The sequence below is a fragment of the Umezawaea sp. genome (genome assembly GCF_036375055.1).
Classification (GTDB): domain Bacteria; phylum Actinomycetota; class Actinomycetes; order Mycobacteriales; family Pseudonocardiaceae; genus Umezawaea.
This window is the reverse complement of record NZ_DASUSQ010000157.1, coordinates 1-14,486: the sequence shown is the minus strand read 5'-3', so window position 1 is coordinate 14,486 and position 14,486 is coordinate 1. Positions and strand designations below refer to the sequence as shown.

The 14,486-nt window shown below is 70.0% G+C and carries 9 protein-coding genes; 1 reads left to right on the top strand and 8 read right to left on the bottom strand.

Features of this window, described 5'->3' with window-relative positions; translation table 11 throughout:
• Positions 1 to 60: 60 nt before the first annotated feature.
• The 8 genes from VFZ92_RS37820 to VFZ92_RS37785 all read right to left on the bottom strand — a co-directional run bounded on the left by VFZ92_RS37820 (position 61) and on the right by VFZ92_RS37785 (position 13,014).
• Positions 61 to 783 (bottom strand): hypothetical protein, encoded by a 723-nt coding sequence (locus VFZ92_RS37820; protein WP_330882080.1) that lies wholly within the window; start codon positions 781 to 783, stop codon positions 61 to 63.
• A 142-nt stretch (positions 784 to 925) separates the two neighbouring features.
• A complete protein-coding gene (locus VFZ92_RS37815; RefSeq protein WP_330882078.1) occupies positions 926 to 3,103 on the bottom strand; it encodes a hypothetical protein in 2,178 nt (725 codons plus the stop codon).
• Positions 3,104 to 3,865: an amino acid ABC transporter ATP-binding protein gene (locus tag VFZ92_RS37810; protein ID WP_330882076.1), complete on the bottom strand. Its 762-nt coding sequence runs from the start codon at positions 3,863 to 3,865 to the stop codon at positions 3,104 to 3,106.
• Positions 3,862 to 4,689, bottom strand: a complete 828-nt coding sequence (locus VFZ92_RS37805) for an amino acid ABC transporter permease (protein ID WP_330882074.1) — start codon at positions 4,687 to 4,689, stop codon at positions 3,862 to 3,864. The genes VFZ92_RS37810 and VFZ92_RS37805 overlap by 4 nt, the downstream gene beginning before the upstream one ends.
• A gap of 76 nt (positions 4,690 to 4,765) precedes the next feature.
• Entirely contained in the window at positions 4,766 to 5,584 is an 819-nt protein-coding gene (locus VFZ92_RS37800) for a transporter substrate-binding domain-containing protein (protein WP_330882072.1), read from the bottom strand.
• 206 nt (positions 5,585 to 5,790) lie between these two features.
• Positions 5,791 to 8,451: an MGH1-like glycoside hydrolase domain-containing protein gene (locus tag VFZ92_RS37795; RefSeq protein ID WP_330882070.1), complete on the bottom strand. Its 2,661-nt coding sequence runs from the start codon at positions 8,449 to 8,451 to the stop codon at positions 5,791 to 5,793.
• Between the two features lie 91 nt (positions 8,452 to 8,542).
• Positions 8,543 to 9,970: a M20/M25/M40 family metallo-hydrolase gene (locus tag VFZ92_RS37790; RefSeq protein WP_330882130.1), complete on the bottom strand. Its 1,428-nt coding sequence runs from the start codon at positions 9,968 to 9,970 to the stop codon at positions 8,543 to 8,545.
• Between the two features lie 20 nt (positions 9,971 to 9,990).
• A complete protein-coding gene (locus tag VFZ92_RS37785) occupies positions 9,991 to 13,014 on the bottom strand; it encodes a glycosyl hydrolase family 95 catalytic domain-containing protein (RefSeq protein WP_330882069.1) in 3,024 nt (1,007 codons plus the stop codon).
• 565 nt (positions 13,015 to 13,579) lie between these two features.
• On the opposite strand from VFZ92_RS37785, the gene VFZ92_RS37780 reads away from it, so the two are divergent.
• Positions 13,580 to 14,486: thiamine pyrophosphate-dependent enzyme (locus tag VFZ92_RS37780; protein WP_330882067.1), on the top strand; the 907-nt coding region annotated here is incomplete at its 3' end.

Sequence of the window (14,486 nt, the reverse complement as noted above, 5' to 3'; positions counted from 1 at the left end):
GCGAACGTGGATCAACGCATTTTTGCGGATTGTCGTCGATGTGGAACGGTGCCGACGTGGTCAGCGGGTGTACTTGTTGCCGCCGAAGACGTCGCCCGCCACGGAGACCTGGGAGGAGCCCGTGATCACCACGCCGCCTGGGGCGGGCGGGGCTTCCGCGGGTTCCGGGGCCCGGGCTGGTGGGTGCGGGGTGGTCGGTCGGGGTGGTTGGCCCACCAGGTGCAGCCAGGCCCTGGCTTCGGTTTCCTTCTCCCGGATGGTGACCTGGGTGTAGGTGGTCGGGTCGATGCCGGGGTGGCCCTCGGTGATCACGTCGTCGTGGAAGCTGTCGGAGACCAGGACGGCGACGGTGGTTTCCGGGGTGGTGGCCAGGGCTTCGCGCAGCGGTGCGGCGTTGAGGAGGCGGGCCAGGAGGACCTTGGGTGTGCCGGTGAGGCCGTGGGAGTCCACCCGGAGGTCGCCCGCGTGGATCGCCACTCGGACCCTGAGTCGGGTCGCCCGGCTCGCGTAGCGGTTGTGGTGGGCCAGGCCTGCCGCCAGGGTGGGCAGGAGGGGGTGGACCAGGCGGCGCTTCGAGCAGCCCTCCGGTGCTACGACGATCATGCCGTCGCCGGTGTCCTGGCGGGTGCAGTCGTTCCAGGGGATGCCGCTGGTGTCGAAGGCGTTGCGCAGTTCGGTGAAGAGGGCTTCGCGGAAGAGGACCGAGGCTGTGCTGTCGCGGCTGCCTGAGCCTTCCACGTCCACGGAGAGCAGGGCGCGGTGTACGGGTTCCTGGTCGGGCATGATCCGTCTTGTACACCGTGGGGGTGGTCGTCTTCTCCGCAGTAGTGCGGTTTGGCTGCCGGTCCTCGGGATCGGCGAATCCCCCGAGCAAATCGGCCTTGGTGTCGGGAAGGCAGTGGCTCACCGTCTGGTGGTTGTGCCGTCAGCGCTTCAGCATTCTTGTCAGGCCCGCCGCGACTGTTGTTGCCAGGGTCCAGCCGCTGACTATCAGGGCTGAGGCTATCCACTGGGCCGCGCCCGGTGTCTGCCAGCGGTTCTTGTTGCCGAAGTCGACGATGGGGACCACCAGGTCGATGGTGAAGAGCCACGGGTTCCACTGGAGGGTGTCGTCGGAGTTGATGACCGTTAGTGGTGGGCCCACGGCGAAGTAGGCGCTGCCCAGGATCCAGGAGACGACCAGCCAACCCAGTGCGCGGCCAGGGCGGTAGCCGTAGCCGACCATCCAGCGTTGCAGCCAGCTCCACAGCAGCACCAGTGGGCCGACCAGCCTGGTGCCCTCCGCCACGGCCTTGTACCTCAGGCGCTGCTTTTCCATGAGGACCGTTGACGCGTGTTCGTCGTTGCCGCTGGCGCGCAGCAGTTCCGCCAGCTGGTCGTAGGGGCCTGGGCGGTAGCGGTGGCGCATTGCCTGGCGGAGCCAGCGGAGCCTCCTGAGCACCGACTCGTCGTCGCGCAGGTCGATGGAGTGGCGGAGCGAGTCGTAGCGGAAGCCCTCCAGGTCTATGCGGCCCGTGGCGCTCCAGAAGGTTTCGTTGTCCTCCAAGGAGGTGCAGCCCGCGCCGCGCAGGGTGACCTTGCCCTTGGGTGGGCTCACCACCGTCAGCACGAGTTCCGGTGCCTGCATGCCCAGGGCGTTGAGGGCGTGGCTGTCGAGCTTGTCTCCCAGCACGGCGCCCGCGAAGTTCGCGGTGCGGCCGATCTGGGCGCGTCTGGTGCGGACGCCGCCGTGTGCGACGAACTCCTTGGTCCCCTTGGCGCAGATGAGGTCGCGGCCGACGGTGGCGCCGCCGATGTCCACCGAGGCCTTCTCACCGGGCTGGTGGCGGTACTTGCCCGGCTGGATGAGCCTGCTGCCGCGCAGGTCCAGGTTCGCCCCGATGTGGACCGCCCGCAGTTCCAGCACGCCTGCCACGTTGGCCTCGCGGGCGCTGAAGTTGCTGCCGACGTGGCAGCGGTTGGCGAGCACGGTGTCGGCGCGCGGGTTGTCCAGCGTCGAGGCGTCCAGCACGAGGCTGCCCCTGATGGTCGCGTCGACCATGCGGAACTGGCCCTTCATGGTCAGTTCGCGCGCGGTGACGTCGCCGCCGATCTGCGCGCCGTCGAGGTGGACGGCCCGGCCGCGGCCCACGGGGTCGGTGTTGCCGCCCGGTGGTCTGACCGCGTCCAGCTTCGCGCCGGACAGCGAGAGCGTGCCGCCGACGGTGGCGTTCAGCATCCGCAGCGTGCCAGCGCTGGTGAAGCCGCGGTCCAGTTCCACGTCACCGCTCACGGTGATCCGGTCCAGCACCAGCGAGGCGTGCGGGTCGGCGTGCGGGTCCACCAGGTCCGGCTCGGTGCGGTCGGCGCCCGCGTGCAGGGCCGCGCGGCGCATGGTGAACGCCGAGCTGATCGTCGCGTTCGGCAGCATCACGGTGCCGTGCGCGGTGAAGTGCTGGTCGGTCTCGGCCCACACCCCGCACAGCAGGTTGCCGCCGACCTGCATCCCGTTGCCGTTCAACGAGAAGCCGGTCGGGTTGTGCAGCACCGCGCCGCTGAAGTTGCAGTTGCCGCTGACCTGCGCTCCCGCGACCCTGACCTCGCCCTCGGTGCGGATCCCGTACGCCAGCAGCGCTCCCGCGACCTTCATCCGGTCCGCGTGCAGCGCCAGTTCACCGGGCACGCGCAACGTGCAGGTGCGCAGCAGCACCGATCCCGCGATGTCGGAGTCGGTGAGGTCGACCGGGCCCACCACGGTGCAGCCGTCGAGCGCCACGTCGTTGGCGCTGGTCAGGTTGCGGCCCGCGAGGCCGGGCAGCCAGCACTGCCGGAAGTCGATGCCCGCCAGCTTGCTCTGCCGCAGGTCCGGTGGCTGCTCGAACCGGCAGCGCTCGAACTCCAGCAGGTAGTTCAGCTCCACCGCCCGCAGGTCGAGCACGCCGGTGAGGAAGCGGTCCACGATCCGGATCACCGGCGGTGCGCTGGCCTTCCGCCGGGGCAACCGCCAGTTGCCCGTCGCGTCCGGCTCGCCGACGCCGCGCAGGACGTCGGCCGCGGGCATCCGGAAGGACCGCGCCGGGCTGGGGTCGAAGACGTCCAGCCCGCGCGCGCCGCTTTCCGCCATCTAGTCGGCTTTGTCCTGGTGCGTCGGGTTCAACACCCTGGCCAGGAACGACTTCGTGCGCTCGTGCTGGGGGTCGCCGATGACCTGCTCGGCCAGCCCCTCCTCGACCACGTACCCGCCGTCCATGAACAGCACCTTGTCCGCCACCTCGCGGGCGAACTGCATCTCGTGCGTCACGACGAGCATGGTCATGCCCTCTTCGGCGAGCTGCCGCATGACGCCCAGCACGTCGCCGACCAGCTCCGGGTCCAGCGCCGAGGTCGGCTCGTCGAACAGCATCACCTCGGGGTCCATCGACAGCGCCCGCGCGATGGCGACGCGCTGCTGCTGGCCGCCGGAGAGCTGCGCGGGCATCGCGTGCGCCTTCTCGCTCAGCCCGACGCGCTCCAGGTTGCGCAGCGCCACCTCCTCCGCGTCGGCCTGGCTGCGCTTGAGCACCTTGCGCTGCGCCACGGTCAGGTTGTTCAGGACGGTGAGGTGCGCGAACAGGTTGAACGACTGGAAGACCATGCCGATCCTGGTGCGGGCCGCGTCGATGTCGACGTCGGGGTCCGTCAGCTCGACGCCGTTCACGACGATCTTGCCGCCGGTCGGCTCCTCCAGGAGGTTCACGCAGCGCAGCAGCGTGGACTTGCCGGAACCGGACGGGCCGATGATGCAGATGACCTCACCGCTGTCGACGCGCACGTCGATGCCCTTGAGCACCTCCAGCGGTCCGAAGGCCTTCTTCAGGCCGGTGATCTCGACTGCCAGCTCGGTCATGCGGACGCCCCCACACCACTCGCCTCGGGTGAACTGCTGATCTTGCGGCCGCCGGTGCGCTTCTCCAGCCTCCTGGACAGGTGGCCGAGCGGCAGCGTGATGATCAGGTAGCAGAGACCGGCGATCATGATCGGGGTCATGCCCCGGTACTCGTTCATGGCCTGCCTGCCGAACTGCGTCAGCTCGCGCTCGTCGATCGCGAGGCCGATCACGTAGATCAGCGACGAGTCCTTCGTCAGCATGATCAGCTCGTTGGTCAGCGGCGGCAGGATGATGCGGAACGCCTGCGGGATCACCACGGTGATCATCGCGCGGGCGGAGGACATGCCCAGCGAGCGGGCGGCCTCGATCTGGCCCTTCGGCACGGCCTGGATGCCCGCGCGGATCGTCTCGGCCATGTACGCGGCGGCGACGATGCCCAGCGCGAGCATCACCGTCGTCAGGTTGTCGAACCGGACCTGGAACGCGATGGGCACGCCGTAGCCGAACGCGATGAACACGAGCAGGGCGGGGACCCCGCGGAAGAACTCGATGTAGACGGTGGCGATCCACCGGTAGGGCGCGACCGACGACAGCTTCATCAGCGCCAGGACCAGGCCGAGCGCGAGGCCGAACACGAAGCCGAGCGCCGAGTAGACGATCGTGTTGCGCAGCGAGTCGACGATGATGGTGGGGAAGAGCTTGACCGCGACCTCGGGGTCGAAGAAGGCCCGCTGGACCTTGCCCCAGTCGGCGACGAGTGCGATGACGATGATCGCGATCACCAGGAGGCCGTACTGGACACCGCGGAAGGCCTTCGCCCGTTGCCGCTTGGAGAGTGCCATGGGAGTTCCTCGCGAGAGTGGAGACGGGGACAAAACGGCGGGGCCGGTGCGTGCGCACCGGCCCCGCGTCAGACGGCTACTTCGATGCCGGCTTCTTGCCGAACCACTTCTCGTAGATCTTGTCGTACTCGCCGCTGTCCTTCGCCTTCTTCAGCGATTCGTTGATCTTGGCGGCCAGCGGGCTGCCCTTCTTGACGCCGATGCCGTACTTCTCACCGGTGGGGAACTCGGTGGTGACCTCGGTGTCCGCGTTCTTCTTCGCGTAGTCGTACAGCACGCCGTTGTCGTTGATCGCGGCGTCGACCTGGCCGGTCTGCACGGCGGTCAGTTCGAGGGCGAGGTCCTCGAACTCGATGACGGTGTAGCCGTTGGCCGCCGCGTTCGCGTCCAGGTAGTCCTTGCCGGTCGTCGACGCCTGGCCACCGACCTTCTTGCCCTTGAGGTCGGCGAGCGACTTGATGCCCGCGCCCTTCTTCACCAGCAGGGCCTGCTCGGCGTCGAAGTAGGGGTCGGAGAAGTCGAAGTTCTGCTTGCGCGCGTCCGTGATCGTCATGCCCGCTGCCGCGAGGTCGCACTTGTTCGTGTTCAGGTCCTCGCCCGACTGGATTCCCTCGAACGGGGTGTCCACGATCGTCTGGGTGAGGCCGAGGTCCTTCGCGACGAGGTCGACCAGGTCGACGTCGAAACCGACCGTCTTGTCGCCCTCGCGGAACTGGAACGGCTCGTACGGCAGGTGCGTGCAGGTCGTGAGCTTGCCGGACTCGACGACGGCGATGCCGCTGTCGCCCGCGGTGCCGGTCGTCTGCGTGCTCGTGGCACAGCCCGCGGCCGCGACGACGGCGAGCCCCAGTGCGGGAAGCAGGGCGAACACCTGGTTGCTTGTTCGACGGGCCACTGAGGTCACTCCTCGTAACTGAGTTGGTCGAGTGTTCGGGATACTGCCACTTGGGTGACAACCTGGACAGCACGTGCGTGTTACATCCCGTTCGCGTTGCCGAATCGAGCGTCACACTCCTGTTCGGCCGAATGTCGTACACGCGATCGGGTCACATCACACCGCACGAGCACGCAGCGCGCACGTTCTGAACCGATTCTTGCTGGTCACGGATGGAGCAATCCCGCTACCAGTGCTGTCCAGCCCGTTTGGTGCGTGGCGCCCAGCCCCTCACCCGTGTCGCCGTCGAAGTACTCGCTGAACGTGATGTGCTCGCGCCACAGCGGTGAGTCCGTCGACTCGACCCGCTTGCCGTCCGCGGGCCTGCGGCCGTCGTGGTCGGGCAGGAACAGCGACACCAGCCGCCGCGCCAGCTCGTCGGCGGCCTGACCCGCTGTGACCTCGCGTTCCGACCTCGTGGGCAGCTCGACGCGGAACCGGCCGTCGTGGAACGAGTCGAGCGTCCGCAGCGACTCGACCAGCAGCGCGTTGGTGGGGAACCACACCGGGCCGCGCCAGTTCGAGTTGCCGCCGAACATCGGCGTGCGGGACTCGCCGGGCTCGTAGCCGATCCGGTGCTGCTGGTCGGCGACGTGCACCTCCATGCCCTCGCGGTGCGCGACCGACATCGAGCGGATGCCGTGCGGCGACAGGAACTCGCCCTCGTCCAGCATCCGCGCCAGCACGAGCCGCAGCTTCCGGTCGTCGAGCAGCGACAGCAGGTTGCGGCGGCCGTCCGGCCGGTCCTGCCAGGTCAGGAACTGCACCAGTTCCGGCCTGCGCGTCATCAGGTGGTCCAGCCGCCGGGTGAAGCTCGGCAGCTCCTCGAACACCCACGGCTCCAGCACGGCCGACGCCAGCAGCGGGATGAGGCCCACCATCGACCGCACCCGCACCGGCTGCGACTCCACCGTGCCGTCGGCGAGCCTGCGCGACACCACGTCGTAGCAGAACCCGTCCGCCTCGTCCCAGATCCCGCCGCCACCCGAGCCGAACTGGGTCGACGCCTCGGCGATGCCGAGGAAGTGCTCGACGAACTTCGTCGCCACGTCCTCGTACGACTCGTCGTGCCGCGCCAGCTCCAGCGCGATCTGCATCAGGTGCAGGCTGTAGGCGGCCATCCACGACGTGGCGTCGGACTGCTCCAGCCGCCACGCGCCCAGCATCGGCTCGGACCGGTTGACCGGCCCGATGTTGTCCATGCCGAGGAAGCCGCCCTCGAACAGGTAGCTGCCGTCGGCGTCCTTGCGGTTGACCCACCAGGAGAAGTTCAGCAGCAGCTTGTGGAAGATCTTCGCCAGGAACTTCCGGTCCGGCACCTCCTCCGCCCGGTACACCTGGAGCGCCGCCCACGCGTGCACGGGCGGGTTGACGTCGCCGAACTCCCACTCGTAGGCCGGGAGCTGGCCGTTCGGGTGCATCAGCCACTCGCGGCACAGCAGCAGGAGCTGCTCCTTCGCGAACGCCGGGTCGACCATCGCGAACGGCACGGTGTGGAACGCGAGGTCCCACGCCGCGAACCACGGGTACTCCCACTCGTCCGGCATGGAGATCACGTCGGCGCAGTCGAAGTGCCGCCAGTGCGTGTTGCGCGCGGCGGGCGACTTGCGCGAGCCGGGCGCGGCCGGTTGCGCGGGGTCGCCGTCCAACCACTCCCTGGTGCGGAAGCGGTAGTGCTGCTTCGTCCACATCAGACCCGCGAGCGCGCGCCGGGCGACGGCGGCCCTCTGCGGGTCCGCGTCGGGCATCAGGTCGTGGTGGAACTCGTCGGCCTCGGCCCTGCGGGCGTCCACGGTGGACCGGAACGTCGGCCCGAACGCGTCCTGGTGCCCGTCCCCCTCGACCAGCCGCAGCCGGATCGACGCGGTCCCGCCGGGCTCGACGGCGTCGAACGAGTACCAGGCGGCGGCCTTCGTGCCGGGGTCCGAGGTCCCGTCCACGACCTGGCACGAGGTCGGGTTGCCGCCGACGACGTGCTGGTCGATGCCGTCCTTCGTGTACTCGGTCGGGTTCTGCCCGGCGCCGAACAGCGCCACGTCGTTCGTCTCGTTGTCGGTGACCAGCAGTGACGGCGCGCCCTCGACGTGCAGCGTGTACCGCCCGAGCTTCCCGTGCTCGGCGGTGACCCGGTGCCACCCGTCGGCGGTGGACGCGACCAGCGACGGCCGCCGCTCGTCCCGCCCCCACGCCCACGTGTTGCGGAACCAGAGCTGCGGCAGCAGGTGCAGCGGGGCCGCGTCCGGCCCGTGGTTGGTCGCGGTGACCTCGACGCACACGTCCGTCGGCCCGGCCTTGGCGTAGCTCACGACGACGTCGAAGAACCGGTTCTCGTCCAGGGCACCGGTGTCGGACAGCTCGGGCTCACGGGACTCGCGGCCCGCGCCCGCGGCCAGTTCCCGCAGCTCGGCGTAGGGGAACTCGGTCTGCGGGTAGCGGTACAGCACCTGCATCCACGAGTGCGTGGGCGTGCCGTCGGTCACCCACCAGTACTCCTTGGCGTCCTCTCCGTGGTTGCCCTCGTTGTTGGTGAGCCCGAAGTACCGCTCCTTCAGGATCGGGTCCGCGCCGTTCCACAGCGCCAACCCGAGGTTGAGGAACCCGTGCACGTCGCAGATCCCCGCGATGCCGTCCTCACCCCACCGGTAGGCACGGGCCCGCGCGTGGTCGAACGGGAATGACGTCCAGGCGTCACCTGATGCGGAGTAGTCCTCGCGGACCGTGCCCCACTGGCGTCCGGCCAGGTAGGGGCCCCACAGGCGCCAGGGCGCATCGGGTGGGTCCGACTCGGCGAGCCTCAGCCGTTCGGTCCTCTGCCGTTGCTCGTTCACCGGACCAGTGTGCGGCATCGATCCAGAGGGGCCGGTCACCTCGGTGCCGCGGGTGTCGGACGGGGCCGTGCGGCCCCGTCCGGCACGGGGGTCAGCCCTGCCTGGAGTGCGCGTCCAGCACCAGCGCGACGGCCTCCGTGACCTTCCTCGCCTGGTCCAGGTGCAGCGACTCGTCCGGCACGTGGCAGTTCGAGTCCGGGCCGACGGCACCGGTGACCAGGAACTGGGCCCGCGGGTACGCCTCGTGCAGCAGGCCCATGAACGGGATGGAGCCGCCGAGCGCGACGGTCCGCCACGGGCTGCCGAAGACGTCCTGCGCGGCCCGGTCGAGGCTGTCGCGCAGCCACGGCGCCAGGTCGGGGGCGTTCCAGCCGCTCGCGGACTCGACCCGGCTCAGCTCCACGGTCGCGCCGTACGGCACGTCGGACGTGAGCAGCTTCTTCACCGCGTCGAGCGCCACGGCGGCGTCGACGGTCGGGGGCAGGCGGAAGCTGAGCATCAGCGTCGTGAACGGCCGCAGCACGTTGCCCGCGTCGTCCAGCGGGGGCAGGCCTGCGGCGCCGGTGACGGACAGCGTGGGCCGCCAGCCGCCGTTGAGGGCGAGTTCGACCTCGTCCTCGTCGACCGCCGTGGTGCCGCCCGCGAACGGGACGGTCGCGGTCAGCGAGCCGGGCACGGCGGCGACGGCCTCGCGCACCTCGTCCACCCGGTTGGCGGGGACGTCGCCGTGCATCTCGCGCACCAGCACCTCGCCGGTGGTGGAGTCCTCGACGCGGTCGAGCAGCTGCCGGGCGATCCGGAACGAGCTGGGCACGATGCCGCTGGCCATGCCGGAGTGCAGGCCGCTCTCCAGCACGCGCACGGTCAGGCCGACCTGCACGAGGCCGCGCAGCGACGTGGTCAGCCACATCCGCTCGTAGTCGTTGCCGCCGGAGTCGAGGCAGACGACCAGCGACACGTCGCCGAGCTTGTCGCCCAGGTGCTCCAGGTAGGCGGGCAGGTCGGGGCTGCCGGACTCCTCGCTGGTCTCCAGCAGCACGATGCACCGGCCGTGCGCGCCACCGGCCGCGTGCACGGCCTCCAGCGCGGCGATGGCGGCGTACCCGGCGTAGCCGTCGTCGGCCGCGCCCCGCCCGTAGAGCCGACCGTCCTTGACGACCGGCGTCCACGGGCCGAGGCCGGGCGACCAGTCGGCCACCGGGGGCTGCTTGTCGAGGTGGCCGTAGAGGACGGTCGTGCCCTCCACGCTGCTGCCGCTCGCGGGCACGTCCACGAGCAGCAGCGGCGCGTGGCCGGGCAGCTCGTGCACCTCGGTGGTCAGTCCGGGCAGGTCGCGGGTGGTGATCCACGCCCGGACGTGCTCGATGGCGGCCGCGAGGTGCCCGTTCTCCGCCCACCGGGAGTCGAAGATCGGTGAGATCGCGGGTACGGCCACCAGTTCGGACAGGCTCGGGAGGATGTCGTCATCCCACAGCCCTCGGACGGTACGGGTCAGCGTTGAACGGTCCACGCTCCCGATCCTGTCACGAGCGGTGCAGGTCAGCCGAAGGCGATCGACCTCCAGTTCGGGACGTCGCCCGCCGCGAGCGCCCTGGGCAGGACGGCCATCCGGTCGACCGCGCCGGTGAGCCGCTGCCCGCCGTCCTGGTCGGCGCCGAACCGCAGCTCCCTGGTCGCGCACGCGTTGATCCCGCTGGCCGCGACCTGCGCGGTCGCCGCCTGCCGCCCGTCGAGGTAGACGGTGACCGTCCCGTCGAGCAGCGTGACCACGATGTCGACATAACGACCTGTCGGCACGACCGCGGCCGTCGTCACCCCCGTGCCCGCCCCGATGAACCGCACCTGGTTGGTCGGCGTGAGGTCGATCAGCACCCCGTCGGTGCCGGGGTCGCCGGAGGGCTGGAAGTCGAACAGCCGCCGGTAGGTGCCGGACGTGGTGGCCTTCACCTCCGCCGCGAACGTGGCCCTCGGCAGTCGTCCGAGCGCGGTCGGCTGGCTACGCAGGTACCGGGTGCCGTCGAGCAGCAGCGCCGTGCCGGTCGGGCCTTCGGCGCCGTACGCCGCCCCGGCCTGCACGGTGGCGTGCCGGGCGTTGCGGGACCGGTCGGTAACGGTGTTACCGGATTGCGGGTCCCACGCGACCACGGCCGTGTCCGCCGCGGGCTCGCCGCACCCGCTCGTGGCCGCGTACCGGTGGCCTGCCTGCGCGGTGAACGTGACCGAGTCGCCGTTCGCCGTCACCGGCACGGTCTGCCCGGTCGTGGCGTCCACCAGCCGGTAGCCCTGCCGGAACAGGCCGTTCCGGACGGTCAGCGGCCCGTCCTTCGAGGCGGTCACCCCGATCTCGGTCGCCGAACCGCCGGACCAGCGGACGTCGACCGTCGTGCCGCCGCGCGCCCTGAGCCCGGCGTACGAGCCGCTCGGCCACGACGACGGCAGCGCGGGCAGCACGTGCACGACCCCGTTCTGGCTCTGGAGCAGCATCTCCGCCACGCCGGAGGTCGCCCCGAAGTTGCCGTCGATCTGGAACGGCGGGTGCGTGTCCCACAGGTTCGCCAGCGTGCTGCCGGTGAGCTGCTCGGACAGCATCTTGTGCGCGTGGTCGCCGTCCAGCAGCCGCGCCCAGAAGTTGATCTTCCACGCCTTGCTCCAGCCGGTGCCCCCGTCACCGCGCGCGGTCAGCGAGACCTTGGCGGCGTTGGTCAGCGCCGTGGTGGTCAGCTGGTTGCCGGGGAAGAGCCCGAACAGGTGCGACACGTGCCGGTGCGTGTCGGTGGGGCTGTCCCAGTCCTCCTTCCACTCCTGCAACTGGCCCCACGAGCCGATCCGCGTGCCGGGGTCGAGCCTGGTCAGCACCTGCCGCACCTCCTCGCCGAACGCCGCGTCGCCCACGAGGCCCGCCGAGCCGACGACGGTGGTGAACAGGTTCCAGACGATCTGCTGCGACATCGCCGCGCCCGCCGAGAAGTCGCCGTTCTCCGGCGAGTAGCTGGGCGTCACGACCAGCTTGCCGTCACGAGGGTCGACCCTCAGCTCGTCCAGCCAGAACTGGGCCAGCGACTTCAGCACCGGGTAGGCGCGGTCGCGCAGGAACGCCTGGTCGCCGGTGAACAGGTAGTGCTCGTAGTAGTGTTGCGCGAGCCACGCCCCCGCCTCGGGGAACCAGAACGACTGCGCGTAGTTGTGCACACCGGTGAAGCCGTAGGGGTTGGTCTCGTTGTGCACCACCCAGCCGCGGTTGCCGAACATCTCCCGCGCGGTCACGGCGCCGGGCTCGCGCATCTCGTCGACGTAGTCGAACAGCGGCGCGGTGGTCTCGGACAGGTTCGTCGTCTCCGCGGGCCAGTAGTTCATCTGGAGGTTGATGTTCACGTGGTAGTCCGCGTCCCAGGGCGGTGACGTGCTGTTGTTCCACACCCCCTGGAGGTTCGCGGGCAGGGACCCGGCGCGGGACGACGAGATCAGCAGGTACCGGCCGTACTGGAAGTACAGGACCTCCAGCGCCCGCTTGATCGCGGGCGCGGCGGTCGCGTAGCCGGCGAGCAGGTCGTCGGTGGGGATCGTCGGCACCTGCTGGCCGAGGTCGAGCCGGACCCGGTCGAACAGGTTCCGGTAGTCCCGCTCGTGGGCGCTGAGCAGGCCGTTCCAGCCCTTCGCCACGGCCGCGTCGACCGTCGACCCCACCCGCTGGTGCGGGTCGGCGCCGCGGTAGGCGGGGTGGTCGGCGGCGTAGTTCGTCCCCATCGCGAGGACGAGCACGGCGCTGTCCGCGCCCGCCACGGTCACCGAGCCGTCGCCGTTGTCGGTCCGCGACCCGCCCTGGCCGACGACCTGGAGCTGCGACTCGAACTTCAGCCCGTTGTCGTTGAGCGTTCCGGCGAACGTGCTGCGCCCGCCGCTCGCGGTCGTCCGCTTGGACCGGTTGTCCGGCGCGGTGATCGCCGCGGTGAAGCCGACCCGGCCCGGCTGGCTCGCCGAGAGCCGCGCGACCAGCACCCCGTCGGCCGCGCTGGCGAAGTACTCCCTGGTGTAGCGCACGCCGCCCGCGTCGTAGGCGACCGTGGCGACGGCCCGGCCGAGGTCCAGGTCGCGCCGGTAGTTCGTGACGCCGCTCGGTGCGTTCGTGAGCGTGAGACCCAGCTCGCCGAACGTCTGGTAGGAACCGAAACCGCGTTTTGGTTGCCCGAGGGCGGTCGCGACGGCGGACGGCGCGACCCGGCGTTCGCGGTCGATCCGGTCCTGCGCGTCCCTGATGGCGTTCGGGCGCGGACTGGTCCAGTTGCCGAAGTCGTACCCCTGCGTCGAGCCGGGACCGCCGGTCCACAGGGTCTTCTCGTTGAGCTGGATCCGCTCCTTCGCGACGGTGCCGAAGACGCCGCCGCCGAGCGCCCCGTTGCCGATCGGCAGGGATCGGGTTTCCCAGTCCGTGGCGGGCTCGTCGTACCAGAGGGTGAGTGGTCCGGCCGCCGTCGTGCCCACGTCGGGCGCCGCCGCGACGGCCGGGGTGAGTGCGGAGAGCAGGATCGTCACGAGTGCGGGAACGGTTGTGCGCAGGGCGTTCATGCGTCCTCCACCGACCGGGTGCGCGCCGAACGGCGGTGACCGCCGCGTCGACGCATGCAGGTGCTCCCGACGTTAACAAGACATCTGATGTCTGTGTAGCTCACAGCAGGCAATCAGGCTGTATGGCGTATCCGATGAACTAATTAACCGCACTTGGGTGCTACGAACGAACCAAACGCGCGCTCAGAGTGATCGGATGTCTGAGGGGTGGATCTCACCGCGTGGACGATCGGCGCGGTGATCGCCCCACGGCGTGTCCGGAGGGTGGTCAACCGGTTAACGAACGGTAACCGGGACAGTGGTGTTCGGTGACCGAACTTGGTGCTCGGAGGGCAGATGGTCGACCTTCCAACTGTTCTCCCAGTTCAGGGCGCTGGCCTGTGTGTTACGAAGTGGGATGGCACTCACCAAGTCGGGCGGGGCCGTGTCAGGATGTGGATGAGAACCACCGTCAGCGCCGACGGTTGACCGCCGCCCCCACAGGGGCGGAGGCGGCTGGCGGTGCACTGCCGCACACACGTCGCCACAAGCGACCGGGCGGCCTCGTAGACGAGGAGAAGGCGCAATGTCGTCCCCCGAGCAATGGACGCACCCCGAGCCTGCGTCGGCACCCGCCGCGACCGCGGCGAAGCCGACCGCGGAACAGGTGATCGCAGGTTTGCGAGCGACAGACCAAGGTGACGCCAACCTGGTGCAACTGCTGACCCCCGAGGGTGAGCGCGTCCAGCACCCGGACTTCGACATCGACATCACGGCGGAGGAGCTGCGCGGTCTGTACCGCGACATGGTCCTGATCCGCCGCGTCGACCGCGAGGCGAACGCCCTCCAGCGCAAGGGCCAGCTCGGCATCTGGGTGCCGCTGCTCGGTCAGGAGGCGGCGCAGATCGGCGCGGGCCGCGCGATGCGCCCCGACGACATGGCGTTCCCCAGCTACCGCGAGCACGGCATCGCCTGGACCCGCGGCGTGCACCCGACCGAGCTGCTGGGCATCTTCCGCGGCACGGACATGGGGACCTGGGACCCGGTCAAGCACAAGTTCCACCCCTACACGATCGTCATCGGCAACCAGGTCCTGAACGCCGCCGGGTACGCGATGGGCCAGAAGTTCGACGGCCAGGTCGGCGACTCCGACAGCGAGGCGACGATCTGCTTCTTCGGCGACGGCGCCACCAGCCAGGGCGACGTGCACGAGGGCTTCGTGTGGGCCGCGGTCTACGACGCGCCCGTCGTCTTCTACTGCCAGAACAACCAGTGGGCGATCTCCGAGCCGAACGAGCGCCAGACCCGGGTGCCGCTCTACCGCCGTGCGCAGGGCTACGGCTTCACCGGCATCCGCGTCGACGGCAACGACGTGCTGGCCGTGCACGCGGTCACCACGGCGGCGCTGGAACGGGCCCGGTCGGGCAACGGACCGACGCTGATCGAGGCCTACACCTACCGGATGGGCGCGCACACCACATCCGACGATCCGA

Excerpts from the sequence above, each read along its gene's own strand:
- VFZ92_RS37820 (WP_330882080.1), bottom strand. The coding sequence starts at position 783 with ATGCCCGACCAGGAACCCGTACACCGCGCCCTGCTCTCCGTGGACGTG.
- VFZ92_RS37815 (WP_330882078.1), bottom strand. The coding sequence starts at position 3,103 with ATGGCGGAAAGCGGCGCGCGCGGGCTGGACGTCTTCGACCCCAGCCCG.
- VFZ92_RS37810 (WP_330882076.1), bottom strand. The coding sequence starts at position 3,865 with ATGACCGAGCTGGCAGTCGAGATCACCGGCCTGAAGAAGGCCTTCGGA.
- VFZ92_RS37805 (WP_330882074.1), bottom strand. The coding sequence starts at position 4,689 with ATGGCACTCTCCAAGCGGCAACGGGCGAAGGCCTTCCGCGGTGTCCAG.
- VFZ92_RS37785 (WP_330882069.1), bottom strand. The coding sequence starts at position 13,014 with ATGAACGCCCTGCGCACAACCGTTCCCGCACTCGTGACGATCCTGCTC.